12 protein-coding genes and 1 pseudogene are annotated in these 15,670 nt (G+C 54.1%); 10 read left to right on the top strand and 3 right to left on the bottom strand.

What is annotated here, in order from left to right:
• Positions 1-189 precede the first annotated feature (189 nt).
• A complete protein-coding gene (locus BGK68_RS27270; protein WP_143432932.1) occupies positions 190-912 on the top strand; it encodes a hypothetical protein in 723 nt (240 codons plus the stop codon).
• Position 913: 1 nt separating this feature from the next.
• Here BGK68_RS27270 and BGK68_RS02395 read toward each other — a convergent pair whose 3' ends face one another.
• On the bottom strand, positions 914-1,282 hold the full coding sequence (locus tag BGK68_RS02395; RefSeq protein ID WP_075255768.1) for a hypothetical protein: 369 nt from the start codon (positions 1,280-1,282) through the stop codon (positions 914-916).
• A 435-nt stretch (positions 1,283-1,717) separates the two neighbouring features.
• Between BGK68_RS02395 and BGK68_RS02400 the strand changes: the two genes are divergently transcribed.
• Entirely contained in the window at positions 1,718-2,308 is a 591-nt protein-coding gene (locus tag BGK68_RS02400) for a hypothetical protein (protein WP_075255769.1), read from the top strand.
• Positions 2,309-2,574: 266 nt separating this feature from the next.
• Entirely contained in the window at positions 2,575-3,378 is an 804-nt protein-coding gene (locus BGK68_RS02405) for a hypothetical protein (RefSeq protein WP_143432933.1), read from the top strand.
• Positions 3,379-3,766: 388 nt separating this feature from the next.
• On the opposite strand, the pseudogene BGK68_RS02410 reads toward BGK68_RS02405, so the two are convergent.
• Both BGK68_RS02410 and BGK68_RS02415 read right to left on the bottom strand, forming a co-directional pair.
• Positions 3,767-5,194 (bottom strand): annotated as a pseudogene (locus BGK68_RS02410) (IS1182 family transposase).
• 156 nt (positions 5,195-5,350) lie between these two features.
• A complete protein-coding gene (locus BGK68_RS02415) occupies positions 5,351-6,667 on the bottom strand; it encodes an aspartate carbamoyltransferase (protein WP_075255771.1) in 1,317 nt (438 codons plus the stop codon).
• Positions 6,668-7,024: 357 nt separating this feature from the next.
• On the opposite strand from BGK68_RS02415, the gene BGK68_RS02420 reads away from it, so the two are divergent.
• The 7 genes from BGK68_RS02420 (at position 7,025) to BGK68_RS27275 (ending at position 15,655) form a co-directional block, all read left to right on the top strand.
• Positions 7,025-9,811 carry a type VI secretion system Vgr family protein gene (locus BGK68_RS02420; protein ID WP_075255772.1) on the top strand — a complete coding sequence of 929 codons (2,787 nt, stop codon included), beginning with the start codon at positions 7,025-7,027 and terminating at the stop codon, positions 9,809-9,811.
• A gap of 18 nt (positions 9,812-9,829) precedes the next feature.
• Entirely contained in the window at positions 9,830-12,148 is a 2,319-nt protein-coding gene (locus tag BGK68_RS02425) for a T6SS effector phospholipase Tle3 domain-containing protein (RefSeq protein WP_075255773.1), read from the top strand.
• Complete coding sequence (locus tag BGK68_RS02430; RefSeq protein ID WP_075255774.1) at positions 12,145-13,818, top strand: type VI lipase adapter Tla3 domain-containing protein; 1,674 nt, start codon at positions 12,145-12,147, stop codon at positions 13,816-13,818. The genes BGK68_RS02425 and BGK68_RS02430 overlap by 4 nt, the downstream gene beginning before the upstream one ends.
• A gap of 24 nt (positions 13,819-13,842) precedes the next feature.
• The gene (locus tag BGK68_RS02435; protein ID WP_075255775.1) at positions 13,843-14,106 is read left to right on the top strand and encodes a PAAR domain-containing protein; all 264 of its coding nucleotides are present in this window, start codon (positions 13,843-13,845) and stop codon (positions 14,104-14,106) included.
• 171 nt (positions 14,107-14,277) lie between these two features.
• Positions 14,278-14,679: a type VI lipase adapter Tla3 domain-containing protein gene (locus tag BGK68_RS02440; protein WP_075255776.1), complete on the top strand. Its 402-nt coding sequence runs from the start codon at positions 14,278-14,280 to the stop codon at positions 14,677-14,679.
• Positions 14,676-15,224 (top strand): DUF2569 family protein, encoded by a 549-nt coding sequence (locus tag BGK68_RS02445; protein ID WP_075255777.1) that lies wholly within the window; start codon positions 14,676-14,678, stop codon positions 15,222-15,224. The genes BGK68_RS02440 and BGK68_RS02445 overlap by 4 nt, the downstream gene beginning before the upstream one ends.
• A 203-nt stretch (positions 15,225-15,427) precedes the next feature.
• Positions 15,428-15,655 (top strand): hypothetical protein, encoded by a 228-nt coding sequence (locus BGK68_RS27275; protein WP_143432934.1) that lies wholly within the window; start codon positions 15,428-15,430, stop codon positions 15,653-15,655.
• Positions 15,656-15,670: the final 15 nt, after the last annotated feature.

The following is a 15,670-nucleotide window of genomic DNA, read 5'->3' on the forward strand; positions in this document are numbered from 1 at the left end:
TTTATAATGCAAGGAAGGCCTGAGCGCTCACGGTTTGAGCCGACACGAATAAAAATTTGGAGCTTGGCCGTACATCTTCAGGTGGCCGCCAAAAAGAGATCATTAGAGAGTCTGCTAGGAGAGGATGGGAAATGGGATTCCATGTGGGCCCGATACACGCGTGGTCTCGTTGCTCCGTCCGGAGCCAGATTGAATCGGATCGAGAAGGTGCTCAAAGGGACCGCTCAGTATTACCGCAGTCCAATATGGTGCCTCTATTCTCCGAAAAAATGGACGCGGCTAGAGTTTGAGTTGGCGATTAGAGAACTAGACCCCTTGTTTCGCCACGCCTTGCGTCCGCGGCAAGGGAAATATCGCCTGACCTCTCCAGGTGCTGAGCGCGCAGAAAAGAAAATTGCTCGAAGTGAACGAAGGCGTGATCGGCGGCGAGGCAAGAGGCCTCCGCCACCGCAAGATATGTTTTCGGTCCAGGAACCAGAGCCAGAAGAGGCGCCGCCATCTGAGCCACCCCCACCAAAAATGCGGTTCTACTTTTCCGTCATCCTTACAAGAGCGCTGGAAGCGCTTTCAGACCCAAAACTCGGGATGAGTGCCCTCAGCACGATTTTTCTGATGCTGATCGAGCTGCATAAACTCAAAAACAGAAGCTTCTATTACGTTATGTGTCTGGGCTGGATTGAGGCTGAAAAACTTCGTCACCAGCACCCACTACTAAAGCATCTTCCACTTGACCTTTTTCATCGAGCCTTAAACCCGGCAATTAAACTTCTTACATCCAAGTCGCAGGAAATGATTCGGACCGGCCGAGATATGTCCTCTGGTGAGCCTATCGACGGAAGTGACGTGTTCTGGTTTTTCAGTAGCGAAAAAAGTTGGAAAGATAGAGCCAGGGAATTTGATTTAATTCGATAATTCATAAGACCGGCGTGTTGACTTGTACGCTCCTGATAAGAACGCTGTCGTCATCGCTTCCCTCTCGCCCTAGCATTCTCGTGAGGTGAAGATAGATGGCTTTGAGCAAAATGGCATCCAATAGGATGTCCCTGACGTGGTTTGGGAAGCCAATGGTGCCTTCGCTAAGATCCACCACCACATGAAAGACGCTGCCCGAAAAATCACGACAATTAATCAACACTGCTTCATCGTCCGCTCGGGTCAACACACATTGTTCATAGCGCCGAGATGATCGGTCATTCAAGCGCACCTTCAATGTAGTGCCTCGCTCAATTTGGAACAGCTGATGCATTTCAGCAGGAATCGTTTTAGGTGCAGTAATTGGCATGTTGAATTCCTCATTTTGAAGACTTAGCCTTCGTGATTCATGATGAATTCTTTATATGACACCCTAGCTAGGTCGCAAGTTTTTTTGATCAGCGAAGGAGTACTTCTTGGTCATGAATTTTCAATGGGACACGGATCAGCTTCCGGCCAATTTCTGCCGTTCCCAGAAAATCCGATAGTGACGCGGTCCTGCAAATAGTGATGCGTTTGAACTGCAACCAAATTGGTGCAGACGCAATACCTAGGGCAAGTGTGTACAAATATCGATTTTGCTGTGCGATGCGAATCAGAGATTCGGCAATTGGGGAGAATTCTGGCAAACTGACCCGCGGTAGACTTGATGCTATTACCTCATTTCAAAAATCGAGGTGATGGGGCGATCGAGGTAGATGTGCTCTAAGTGCGCCTTATATGTTGACTGGGTAACGGAAATTTGATGATGATCGACACAAATAGAGATATTCAGGCCGCGACCAGGGCGATTGAAGAGATGGCCAATGCAACAGACCTATCGGATCTGAAGACCGCCTGGGAGTCTTTCCTATTTCGCGTAGAGCGATCATGGGAGAGGACAGAGCGGTTTGTGCAAAAGCTTCCGGGCGGAGCCGCCCAATCTTGGTTGAGGGCAAATGCCAAACTTCGTAGAGCCGATCCGCTTTTACAGTATTTGAAGCAGGCGCGTAATGCAGAAACTCATACAATCGCATCTACCATTGAGTCTGATCAGATCATCTCTATATCCGACAAATTCGGGCGTCCATTCTCGGTCAAAGACTTCAAAGTCTTCATTGACGGTAATTCTCTTGTTCTTGATTTAAACAGTCTCGATATTGGAATTGACTGGGTGGGAAACGTTGAGCCCGCAACGCCAAAACTTCAAAGAATTCTCGTCAGAGGGAAAAAGTACGATCCGCCGGTAAGTCATCTCGGCAATAGGATAGGCAGTGCTCATCCGGTTTTCGTTGCGACATTGGGACTTAATTTCTACAAAGGTGCCTATGCAGCTATCGAGCCCATTCCAACGTAGATAGGCAACTATTTTTGCTTGAGTGAGCTTGAAATGGACTCGTACGGATCGCCCCAAGGGACAGCCCTCATCGGTGATGTAGACGAGGGAAATAAACCAGTAGATCGCTCAGCTTCCGCACTATTCCGAAGCTACTGGGTCTGTTCCTCCACTGACCACACCAGACTGAGTAAGCTTTAGTCGAATTAAAAATGGCTTCACCTAGTCAAAAGCAAGAATTCAGGCTTATTTTCTCATTCCTTCTACACGATAACTAATTGGCGCGAATGAAAAGCTTTTTGTCGGCTGCCGATGTGGCGATGCACCTAGTGGCCGATTCATCAGATCCGTACGCAGTAGTTCAGACAGATTTTCAAGGTGAAATAGAGGGCACCGTTGCTTCGCTCTCATGGAAGGTTATCCAAATAAAGTCAAAAGGAGGCCGCCGACAACAGAAAATCGTACTGGCTATTCGGAAGGCCTTGGACAATTCGAGAATTGATGTCGCTGCGTTCGAGATTTATGACTTCGACATTCCCGCGCGGCGCATCGTTTCCATGACGGGAAAAAAGGGAAATTGCTTTGTCCGGGTCACAGACGGCTATCTGCTGATCGAGAATCGGAACATGCGCGGGCTGGGTATTGGCACGGTATGTTTTAACGAGGTGATCCGCTGGGCATTGACCAACCATCCTGAAGAGCTCCTGCATCCCATTCAAGTCTTTGAACATCTGGCCAGTGAATTTCCCCCCGATGCCCGAGACCGTTGGTATGGTGGTTTCGGATTTGTTTTTAAGTATGAAGAGGGGCGTTCCCACCCCAAAGCGCAAGGCGAGTCAGTCAATAAGTATGTGAAAGAGCTAAACGTGAAAGAGAAGAATATCAAACAGTTTCCGCTACTCCAGTTCCTGTCGGAGACGGAGACAGCAATGAAGCAGGCACAACAGGCTCGTGATGAGGCAGAAGATTACGTCAATCGACACCATGCGAAGGTCAAGGCTCTTTCATATGCCACAGGGTTACTGTTTGCCGCTCTGATACTGTCCTTGATGTTCAACGCCGGCCTGCTTCAAAGGCTGTTCGGAGGCTAGGATCACGCATCCTTATCTTTAAGCCACGCACCGCCATCCAAAAGGCCGTGGTACGGCATGTGCATAGCAATGTGCAATCCCAGATACAGGCACTGGTCAGCGAAAACTCAAGTGCTTGCCTGAAGGCGAGTTTATGCGCAACGGCCTTCGTTTATCAGAGTTCATGTCTGAATACGACGCATTAGCCTTGGCGGAGAAGACGCGATGTGAGGGTGAGAACGACATATCTGAGGGATGGCCGCAATCGGCCGAGGCTGTGTAAAAACAGAGGCTCAGCCTACTTTACTCAGTTCTTGGCCGACTGACCTATTACAGAGGTCTCGATAGCGTTCTCATGCGGGAATGAATGAAGCTCAATCGGAGCGTTGATAGCAAGATGTTAAAGCGCTTACGCGCTCACTACCTTCAACAGCGATGCCACGCCGAGTATATTCATCATCCGCTTCATATTGTAGTCCAGCACATGCGAACTCATCCCCGTGCTCACACGAGCTTTTGTTCTGGTCAGGAAGTGAGTTGCGCCCATCCAGAATTTGATCGTGCCAAACGGGTGTTCGACGGTCCGGCGGCGTATGCGCATTGCGTCCGGTGTCTGCTCCAATCTTTGCTGCATCTATTCCAAGACGGCTTCGTGCTCCCAGCGTGTCACACGGCGTTGAGGGCTTGGGGTGCAGTTGGTTTTAAGGGCGCATTGTTGGCAGTTCGAGCTCCAATATCGATGCAGATTTAATCCTTTCTCTTTGCTCATAAAGCGCCAGGTGAGACGCTCTCCTGCCGGGCATTGGTATTCGTCGGTTTGTGCGTCGTAGATGAAGTCGGCCTTACCGAAACGGCCTTCAGCGGTCGCATTGGAAGTGACATTCTTGGGCACGATGACGTCGATATTTTCCATTGAGCACGCAAGGATCTCTTCGCCCTTAAAGTAGCCACGGTCGGCCACCACTGTTAGTGACTGGACTCCCATCGCCTGTTTTGCCTGCCGGCTCATCGAGAGCAATTGATCCCGGTCACTTCCGACGTTGGTGACTTCGTGTGCCACGATGAGGTGATGCTTGGCATCCACCGCTGTCTGCACGTTGTACCCAACAACGCCGGTCCCACGCGTCTTCATCGAACGCGCATCAGGATCGGTTTGAGAAACTTGCTGGTCAGGCGCTTGTTTGAGCTGTAAATCGATGCTTTGCAGATGTTGCATTTGGGCTTTGAGGGCGGCGATATTCTCGCGCAGCCTGTCTGTTGTGAGTTGCTTGCGCTCAGGTTCATATCGATCTGCTGTGTCGAGTTCGGTCAGGTAGCGATTGATGTTTGCCGTGATCTCTTCCATGCGCCGCTGCAGTTTGGCGCTCGTGAAGTTACGGTCACGGCCATTGACGGCCTTGAATTTACTACCGTCGACTGCAACCAGCGCATCGGCGAACAGACCAAGGCGCTGACACAGCAACACAAACTGACGGCATACACTGGTGATGGCGGCCCCGTTGTCCTTGCGGAAGTTGGCGATGGTCTTGAAGTCCGGTTTCAAATGGCCGGTCAGCCACATCAGTTCGACGTTTCGCTGTGACTCGCGCTCCAGACGGCGGCTTGACTGCAATCGATTGAGATAACCGTAGATGTATATCTCGAGCATCACTGAGGGGTGATAACCAGGTCGGCCCGTTGCTGCGGGCATGATGGCGAAGCCCATCTGGACCAAATCCAGTTCATCGACAAAAACGTCGACCACCCTTACTGGATTACAGTCGGTGACGTAGTCGTCTAATTGCTCGGGTAGTAGAATCTGCTGATTACGATCCCGCCCCTCGATGAAACGCTTCATGGCATGCCCTGAACGATGAACTGCTGATTGGACAGGATTCGCTTCGGAACGTTTACTTCAAGTGGCGGCAAGTCTTTTTACACAGCCTCGGCCGGAAGCAGACTTTGAGTAGACATTGCCTAGATGGCGGGCGTTGGCTGGATGTACCCTTCTTTCCTATTGCGCCCCAACTTCAAGCGAATCGATATCCAAGACGTCGTCTGGCCCCCATGTCTCGGGCACAGCCCAGTTCGCCTCCCGCAACGAGCCCTGTACCAGGCCGTCAACGCCAAGAATGGTAGCGAAGATAGCCATGCGAATCGGCACGCCATTGTCGGTCTGACGGAAGATCGCCAAGCGTGTATCTCCGTCCAGGTCGATATTGAGGTCATAGGCGCCCGGTCGGCTGTCGCGCGGCAGAGGATGCATCACGATGACGTCGTTCTTGCAGTATTGATTGACCACCTTTTTGTTGATTTCAAAGATGGACAGAAAGCTGTCAATGGTCTCTCCGGTCAGGCGTTCGCGCTGGATGCGGGTGGTGTAGATCACGTCTGCGCCTTGCAATGCACGCTCCAGCGAATGCGATACTTCCACGTCATGGCCACGCAGGGCGATCAGCTGCGTGATCTCTTCAGGCATTTCCAGGGACGGTGGCGACACCAGCGTGAAACGCATACGTCGATATAGGGACAGCATCTGAACCAACGAATGGGCGGTGCGCCCATATTTGAGGTCTCCCGTGATAACAATATGGCTGCCGTCGATCAGTTTGCCCAGGCGTGAGAACTCGCGCTGAATCGTGTACAGGTCAATCAAGGCCTGGGTTGGATGCTCACCCGCGCCGTCACCACCATTAATTACCGGCACATGGGTGGCGCTGGCAAACTGCGCCACCGAGCCCTGCTCAGGATGTCGTACCACGAGTACATCGGCGTAACCGCTGACAGTACGACTGGTGTCGCCGATAGACTCTCCTTTCGCCATCGAGGAATAGGTAAATCCGGTGGTATCACAGACGGAGCCGCCCAGGCGCATGAAGGCCGAGGCAAAACTGAGGCGAGTACGAGTGCTGGCTTCGAAGAACAAATTTGCCAGTACCGCACCTTCCAGCACACGGCTGACTTTGCGCCGCCTGGCGATGGGTTGCATGATGTCGGCAAGTGCAAATAAGCGCTCGCCGGACTCGCGGCTGAACTGTGCCACCGACAGCAAATGGCTCAAACGACCGAAACCCCGGGGCGGCATCTCCTTGCCTCGCAGTGCTGAAGACCCAGACTCTTCACGTCTGGCACGGAGATCGCCGGCCGCCAGAATCTCCGAAATAAAACGCCTTGCCATCTCAGGCATGGCCCGGAACTCACTCGACTCGTCGGGCAATAGCCAAGTATCCAATGCACGCTTGGTGCAACCAATGCGTTGGGAAAAGGATTCCCGAGTCATATTCAGAATGCGCATTGCGTCGCGCAAAAAGACTTGTTGAGGCATATTCATCACCAAATAATATACGCATTGAGTACTTTAATCTACCAATATACGCTTTGCGCTTTTAACTTAATATCTCAACAAGCTTACAAACGGAACAATGGGATAGAACAAAGCCCCTGGGATACGCAGCGACAATTTCGACGCCCCTAGAAGGAAAACCAAGGGGGGGAGCGATCGCGCACGGCTGAGCCTGAATACTCTTCTTCGCGAGAAACTTTCTTCGTATTCCTGTAATCTGATAAGCGACTTTTGATGAGCTTTCTGCCTCATCGCTCTGCTGTCGTGTCAAAAAATTAAAACTATTGCAATTGGGAGCGCCACCATGGCGACATCATTCGTTTCCGCGTCCACCGGAGCCGCGCCATGAATCTGGCCGACGCATTGCAGGCCTTCGCCTCATCCGCCTTAAACCAGAGCAACCGGGCCATCCGGCTGCATTGGGGGAAGGCGCAAAGCACGCTCGAGCAAGTGCTGGTTGTGCAGCGTATCGATATCAGGGAAGGCCTCTACACAGGCATTGAAGGAAACCTGACCTGTTTGTCCACCCGTTCGGACCTGCCTTTGAAGGCCTTCCTGGGCGTACCGGTCTCCGTCCAGCTGGTCACGGATCGCGGCGCCCTGCATGAGATCTGCGGGCTCATCACCGACGCCCGGGCCGGCCAGTCCGACGGTTCGCTCGCCACCTATCAGCTAACGATCCGCGACGCCTTGTCCGTATTGGAAAAGCGGATCAACACGCGCATCTTCCGCAGCAAAAGCGTGCCCGACATCATCGACACTTTGTTGAAGGAATGGCAAACCAGAAGCCCTGCCCTGGCGCGGGCCTTTGATTTCGACCTGTCGGCCACGGATCGCAGCCGCTATCCCGTGCGTGAAATGACGCTGCAGTTCAACGAATCCGATGCTGACTTCATCCGCCGCCTGTGCCGACGCGAGGGCATTGCCTGGTTCACGGCAGCCGACAAGCGTGGGCCGGAGAGCGAGTCCAGCTTGCCGATCCACACGCTGGTGTTCTGCGACGATCCGATGAAGCTGCCCCAGGCCAGCGCCGGCATCGTGCGCTATCACCGCGAGGCCGCGACCGAAGAGCGCGACGGAATCACCCTGTGGTCGGCGTCGCAGCACATCGTCTCTGGCAGTGTCCAGCGCGCCAGTGCCGACTACAAGCACGGCGCGATGGATCAGTCATCGCAGGTCAGCATCCTCGACCAGGGCGAGGCAGGCAACGACCTGGCCCAACTGCTCTCCGACAGCTTCATCGATGTCCCGCATGCCGCAGACTCCAGCGAAGACTATCAACGCCTGACCACCGCCAGGATGCTCTCGCACGAACTGCGGGCGGCCAGTATCGAGGGCACTAGTGGCGTGCGTGACCTGGCCGTGGGCCACTGGTTCGAACTGACCGGCCACCCGGACGTCAGCCAACTGCCGCTGGAACAACGGCAGTTCATGGTCACGCGGCTGCATCATCGCGGCCAAAACAACCTGCCCAAGGCACTCAACGAGCGGGCGCAGATGCTGTTCGACAGCAGTCGCTGGAGCAGCGGCCTGCCGGATATCGTCACCCAGTCAGCCCCCTCTGCCACGGAAGAAACCCGTTACCAGAACAGCTTTACCTGCGTGCGGCGCGGCGTTGCGCTCACACCGACCTATGATCCACGGATCGACCTGCCGCGCGTCCATCCGATAACGGCAAGAGTAGTCGGTCCGCAGAACGAAGAGGTGCACTGCGACGAGCTCGGTCGCATCAAGGTTCAGCTTCAGGGGCTGAACCCAGCGGATCACGTGCACGCGCAGGGCGCGGGCGCCACCGGAACGGACGCGGACAGTGCCTATGTGCGCGTAAGCAGCAGTTGGGCCGGCAATGGCTATGGACACGACACCTTGCCTCGCGTAGGCATGGAGGTTGCGCTCGATTTCCTCAACGGCGATCCGGATAAGATGTTCGTCACCGGCGTCTTGCACAATGGGCCAAACATGCCGGCCACCTTCAGCCATGCAGGCGGCTTGCCGGGCAACCGTTTTCTGTCGGGGATGAAGACCAAGGAGATCAAGGCTAATCGCTACAACCAGTTGCGCTTTGATGATACGCCCGGCCAGATCAGCAGCCAGTTGGCCAGCGAACACGCGGCCAGCGAACTGAACCTCGGCTATCTGACCCAGCCGCGCACCGATGGCAACGGCCAGGCGCGCGGAGAAGGCGCAGAGCTGCGCACTGATGCTGCCGCCTCGCTGCGGGCAGCACAAGGCATCCTGCTGACCACCTACGCCCGCAACAAGGCTGCCGGGCAGATGCTGGATCGCGAAGAACTCAATGAGCTGCTCGGGCAATGCACCGAACTCTTCAAGTCTTTGGGAGACTATGCGGGCCAGCATGGCGGCCAGGCTGCTGACGGCGCCGGGCAGAATGCGCTGGCCGGCGCTTTCAAGAACTGGAATGCAGGAAGCAATAACAGCGGACAAGACAGCGGGGCCTCTACCGCCACTGCCGGGCAGGCCATCATGGCCTTTGGCGCGGCCACGGGGTCGGTGGCGGTCACGCCTAAGACCCAGTTGACCTATGCCGGGGAAAACATCGACCAGGTCGCACAACAACATCTGCAACTAATGAGCGGCCAGCGCTTCAATGCCACGGCGGGCAAGGGGATGCAGCTGTTTTCTCGCGGCACTGGCATCCAGGCGATTGCCGGCGAAGGGCCAGTGCTGCTGCAGGCGCAGAACGAAGCGCTGACCGCCAATGCGCAGAAGGGCGTGAAGATCAGCACCAACGAGAACGAGGTCTTGATCACGGCGCCGACCATACGCCTGGTCGCTGAAGATGGCAGCTACATCAAGATTGGTGCAGGCGTGACCATGGGAACCCAGGGCGACATCAAGCTGCTGTCGGCATCCCATCAGTGGGGCGGTCCCTCGACGCAGCAAGCCACCAAGGCCAGTTTCAGCAATGCGCCGACGGATCAGCGTTTCCGTTTGCATTATCCGGGCGAATCCGCCGACACCGCGCCTGCTGCGGCTAATCAGTCTTACCGCATCATGCTGGACGATGGCCGTGTGATCGAGGGCAAGAGCGATGCGAACGGGCTGACCGAATTGGTCAAGGATGATGCCATGCGTATCCTCAAGATCGACATTCTGAAACCTGCGTTATAAAGAAGAACAAGGATCATCATGGCCGATACCGACAGCCAATTCAATAAAATCGGGGAAGGTGCTGCCGTCACCTGCAGCGACCGGCCCAATAATCGCAATGTCGCCGTACCAGGTGATCTGCCTGGGATCGTGATTTTCATTCATGGCGTCAATGATCCGGGGGCCGTCTATTCTTTTGTTGAGGAAGGCCTTTGCCAAGGGCTGAATGAGAGATTGGATCGTCGGGATTTGAAAGCTGGGAGCTACGGAACTGAATATCGACGCGTAAAAGCCAAACCAAAGGCAGAAAAGCAGGAGCGCGATATTCTAGCCGACCCTGATACCTATCTATACAGACGTGAAGAAATCACTGGCGCGACAAAAAGTATTTTTATCCCTTTCTATTGGGGATATCGTGCGCGCAATGATGAGATAGCGCGTTTCGACTCCAAAGGGAAAAGCAATACCAAGGAAGTAAAGGGCGGCGTTGACGATGGACGAGGCTTCCAAACAATCCGCGGTCAGTATCAGGATATCCATGGAAACCGGCTTGATCAGCATTTTGGTAAAGCTGGAGGTTTCTTCGCCAATGCCACAAACAATATTCCAGACATGTACGGAAAAGGGTTTCGGGCTGACTGGATCACAAACCGCGTGACCAAGAATAGTCTGGGCGGGGCTTCGCTCTATGCCGCTGCAGCGCCTGAACGGCGCTACTTCATTCTAGCCGCTACCCGTCTGGCTCATCTGATTACCACTATCCGTTCTGTCAAGCCCTCTGCTCTTGCGGATGCTCATGGAATGCAGCCAGAGAATGAGACGATTACCATCATGGGGCATAGTCAGGGCACCATCCTGACTCTGCTTGCCCAAGCTATTTTGAAAAAGAATAAACAGCGCTGTGTTGATTGCATCATCATGGTGGATAGTCCCTACAGCTTGTATGAGACCAGTGACTGTAGCCAGACTGGTCACGCCAAACTTCAGACCTTGATCAACATCGTCAACGCAGTCACTGCCGATCCTTACGACATTAACGATCTGGCGGAGTTAATGATCAACCACTGCAACAGTCGTGGCCGGGCGGGTGCGAAGTGGAGTAAAACCAACGGCCAGCGACTGGACAAGAGCGGGAAGCAATGGATCACTTTTGATGAGCGCGACAACCGGGGCAAGGTCTACCTGTACTTCTGCCCGGAAGATACGGTGGTCGGCCTAAGAAGCGTGCGAGGCATTGGCACCTTTGGGGTACCGGATGAAGTCCCGGCAGATGGCGTAGCTGCCAAAGAAGGGAAGCCCATGAAAGCCATGGCACGCTTGGAGAAATTGAGATTTTTCCAGAGAATGTGGACTCGCATGGAACGTCCTGATTCGGCCACCGGAAAATGGAAGAAGGTTCTCGTTGGCAACACAGTCGGACGTTTCCCGGTACGCGATCAATTCGAGCGTTTGGCACCCGGTCCGGATGCCGGGGCGAGCAACTTCGCCATCAGCACGGCGCTACAAAAAGATTTCAAACGGAACGACATTCGCTATATCAACGGTGAAGTATTAAAGCCCCCTTGCGAGCCCGATCTGTATGGAGGTGAGGTCAAGGGAATGACCGGCGGCCCCAGACCAGGGCATGCTGACCAAGCAGGTAAGGTTGCGCCGGACGACGTCACAAAAAACGTCATGCTGGGAAACCAATATGCCAGCTTCAAGTGGGAGACATATGAGCGAACGGTGAATCCGTTTTATGACCTGGATAAAGCGAAGGCAGCCTTTAATGCCGGCAAGCCACTGGACGAGCAGTCACACAACTGGCGCATCAGGCCTGGCCTTCCGCCGACCATTCCGGGAGTAGGTGCGGTGTTCTATATCGTGGAGCATGAAGAGACCCCTAAGCGTGCGAGAGAACGTATGCAGACTGACGAAGAGGTCTACGAAGACAACAACTATCATTCGGGTATTTTGCACTCCACCGAGAATCACCGCTGGGTTACTGCGATGGATGTTGCAATCAGACAGGCAGTAACGCTTGATGATCCGGTTTGGCGTGATCTCTTCATACGTATTGCGGACTGGAAAATGGATCCTACGGCATTTGTCAAAATTACGCAGAACAAGGCCTTTACTGATCGCCTGTCCCAGCAAGATCGAGATTTCATTAAGGCGTGTGCTGATTACTATCAGACAGGTGCATTTCCCGGAGAGCAATTTGTTTCGCTGACGATGCCCGATTTAGTGACAAGCGAACTAACCGCAAAGGCGTCTCAAGCCATTAGAGAAAAAGAAGCCCAAGAGCGAATGATGGAAATGCGCACTTATCAAGATCTGGCCAGCAAGAACTTTAATCAATTGGGCAACATACGATGAAACCGCGTATATGGCCCTATGTGGCCACATTCCTGGTCGGAGCAGCGTTGTGGACCGGATATATCATGAACGAGGACTACCATCAGTGGCAGTCAACAGGACAGGAGACAGTGAATATGGGAAGCGGTATTCGAAACGGTGTATTGGTCGCGCTTGGAATTGCAGCCTTGGCTTATGCCGGGAGTTGGGTCTGGCTTCACCGCTCATCGAATGCCGCCGAAGGGGCAAATGCTCAACAGCAGCCTTCGCCTGCGGCGATTGAGACGCACCATTCAGTGAACCACACGATGCTAGCGCAGACCGGACAGAAGTTTGTACTGGAAGTCCGCGGAATGGGACTCGCTATTGCAAAAAAAAGTGATGAAGAAATTTGGGACGCAATCGAAGAAAAAGCCAATAACCACACTAGCTACCGTTCGCTGAATCCAGACGACTACACTAATAGTGCAAGCCAACGGCTGACCGATCTAAGCGTGGCAACAGGCTTGGTTTTCAGAGAAGGCGCACGCAATGCGGTCGATCAGTGGCCTCTTCCGGTGTTCATTTTTTATCCACCAAAGTCGAAGCAAACCTCTCGTCCCGCCGGAGATCTTGCTGGTCTACGTCAACAAGCGGGCCTGGGCGTGACGCTGCTGTTATGGCAGGAAGACGCCAACACCTATGACGGTGCTGAAATGATTGAGAAACTGTTCTCCTTCTTCGATACTCACCCCGACGTGCCGGCAGCGTTGATATTTAGCGCGGATGGGTCAATGATGCGTTCCCTGATGCAGACACCAGGCAACGTAGATACACCTGAAGTAGGCCATGTCATTCCCGCCATGCCAGACAGTGTGGCGGCATTCCTAGTCAGTAGATCAGATCGCGTCGATAAACTGATCAAGCCTTTTGCCGTGCAGCAGCGGTCGAACATCAACAAGAACGACACCGAATATGACATCGTCAAGCTGTGGAATTTCTTCTGGAAAAAAAATGATGATCGCGGCTCCGATAGTTTCAATACCCTTTACGACAAGCAGGAAAAAATGGCAGGAGTAGGTACACCGTCTCCAGGCGTAATGATGTCGGCAACCTGGTGGCAAGCCCAACTCCCCGAGCTATGGAAAACCATCAGTAACCAGGGCCCAGGTGACTTCAAGCCAACACCATATATTCCTGTTCGCTGGACCGATTGGCAGCTGAAGCAATACGACAGCGCGCCCCTGCTGGGCTACTTACACCGTCCAGTCGATGTGAAGCTCACCGATGAAAAAGGCCAACCGCTGAAGACCGCACTCCAAGCAGCCGCGCTGAAAGCGGGCTGGGAAGCTGCCACCTCGGCACTACCTGAAAACACCGAACCCAAACGCGTCTTCTACGACACCACCGGCAACAAGCAATGGGTCATCCCGCTAAACCAAGCTTTGATGCAGATGGGCACCTCTGCCCCCCATCCAGACGAGGTCAAGGAAGGCTACGACATTGGCGCGCGCGTTGGCGACACCGGCACCAGTTCACCCATGGTGCAAATTGGTCTCGGACTGATCGCCAGCTACCACCAGGGCGGCTCCAGCGCGACGGTGAACCGGCGTCCGAACGGCATGGCCAGTATCATCATGGTCAGCCCGCCGGACGACGCGCTGAAGGCGACATGGGCGAAGAATCACGGCAATAGAAGCCCGTTCGAATAACGCCAACGGTAGCCAGGAGAGTGTATGCGGGGAGTCATTCGGTTGGGTGACGCCACCAGCCACGGCGGGAGGGTCGTGACCGGACAAGAGAAATCGATCGTGATGGGACGCGCCGTTGCCTGCGTCGGCGATCAATGCAGCTGCCCGATAGCGGGTCATCATGATTGTGTCATCGTGGAAGGCGATCCGAAGGTACTGATTGAGGGCAAGGCAGTTGCATTTGAGGGCCATAAAACCTCTTGTGGCGCCACGCTGATTTCCAGCATGGCAACGTCAGGACGGACGTGATATGCGAAGCGGTATTCGAAACGGCGTATTGGTTGCGCTTGGAACGGCAGCCTTGGCATATGCCGGAAGTTGGGTCTGGATGCATCGGTCTTCGAGTGCAGCAGAAGGTACACGCGCGGAGTAGCAGGCCAAACCGATGATCACGCAGTCGCATCCGCTACTGGTAGACATATGATGCTCGAACAGATGGGAAAAAAGTTCGTGCTCGAAGTACGAGGGATGGGTGTCGTCGTTGGACAAGATACTGACGAGGAAATATGGCGAGCGCTTGAAAAGAAGGCAAACTCTCACAAGAGTTATCGTTCACGAAATCCAGAAGATTATACAAATAGTGCCGATGAACGCCTCTCCATGTTTGACACGATTACAGATGTCTCATTTGGTCGAGGCGCAGGCAATACGGTCGATCAGTGGCCTCTTCCGGGAATCGAAGCGAAGGCCGACCTAGCCGCTCATGCCCATGTTGGGTGGTCATTGCAGGTGAATACCGTTAATGGCCGCACGATACCTGGACGTCGAATGTCAACCTTGGTGATGCCTTGGGCGAATAACTCCAATGGAAAGGATGTATGAGTCAATCTCATATCGAAGATAACAGCAGCCACTTCAGCCCCCTGCAAGGAGGACCGCCGGATAAGCCGCTCAAGGGCGTGCGCGGATGGTTGTTATTGCTGGTGCTGGCGCTGCTTCTGGGAGATCCGCTGGGCTGTGTCTGGCAGGTGATCGACATGCACCGGACGCAGACGGCGTATCCTGAGTTGCTGGACATGTCGCAATGGCAAACCTACCGCCTAGGAATGTATGCCACGTTGTCGATTTGGTCCGCACTCAGCATTAGCGCGGGCCTGCGACTGTGGAAAGATCACACTCCCGCTGCAGTGCATTGGGCACGTCGGGTGCTGTGGGTGACTTGTATTGTCGGCATGGCCGCCGTTTACCTAATTGTTCCCTGGATTGCCTTCGGCGAGCTGACCGCGTTCGAGGTGGTGCAAGCGGCAGTGGGGCTATTGCTGGGTGGCGCCATCGCGTTTGCATGGACGCGCTATCTGGGCAAGTCGCGCCGAGTGCGCAACACTTATTTTTCTGACTCCCTGCCGGTGCAGGACGCGTCACGATGATGCGGGCGAAGCGATGGAGCGACCGGAAGTGTAGCGGGTGATGGAAAATCCGCCGAAGGATGCACAGGCTTTCGGAAAAGCCCGGTAGTCAGCTAATGGCGTAACCCGCTATTCGCCAAGCGTGGCGGCCGATGATAGAGTGCGGTGCATCGTGTCCGCAATCGGCCAGAAACGGACGTTCCAGATCAACCTGATAAAGTGAAATGATGGGCTATTTAAGACTCATAAGACTTGAAGGCAATGCACTACCTGCGATTAAAGAGCAAGACGAGCTACTGGCAATGCTCGTTAATACTCCGGGAGTTTTGAGTGCCAAAATCGATGGTGCTCATTCGAAGGGAGGCTATCGCGTCAACTGCGATATAGCAATGGAACATTTTGAAAGGGCTTTGGCAAATATTGAAGCCAACGGCTGGATGTCTGCAATATGAGAGAAGTATCGGGCG

This window comes from Herbaspirillum camelliae, assembly GCF_001929405.1.
Classification (GTDB): Bacteria; Pseudomonadota; Gammaproteobacteria; order Burkholderiales; family Burkholderiaceae_D; genus Herbaspirillum; species Herbaspirillum seropedicae.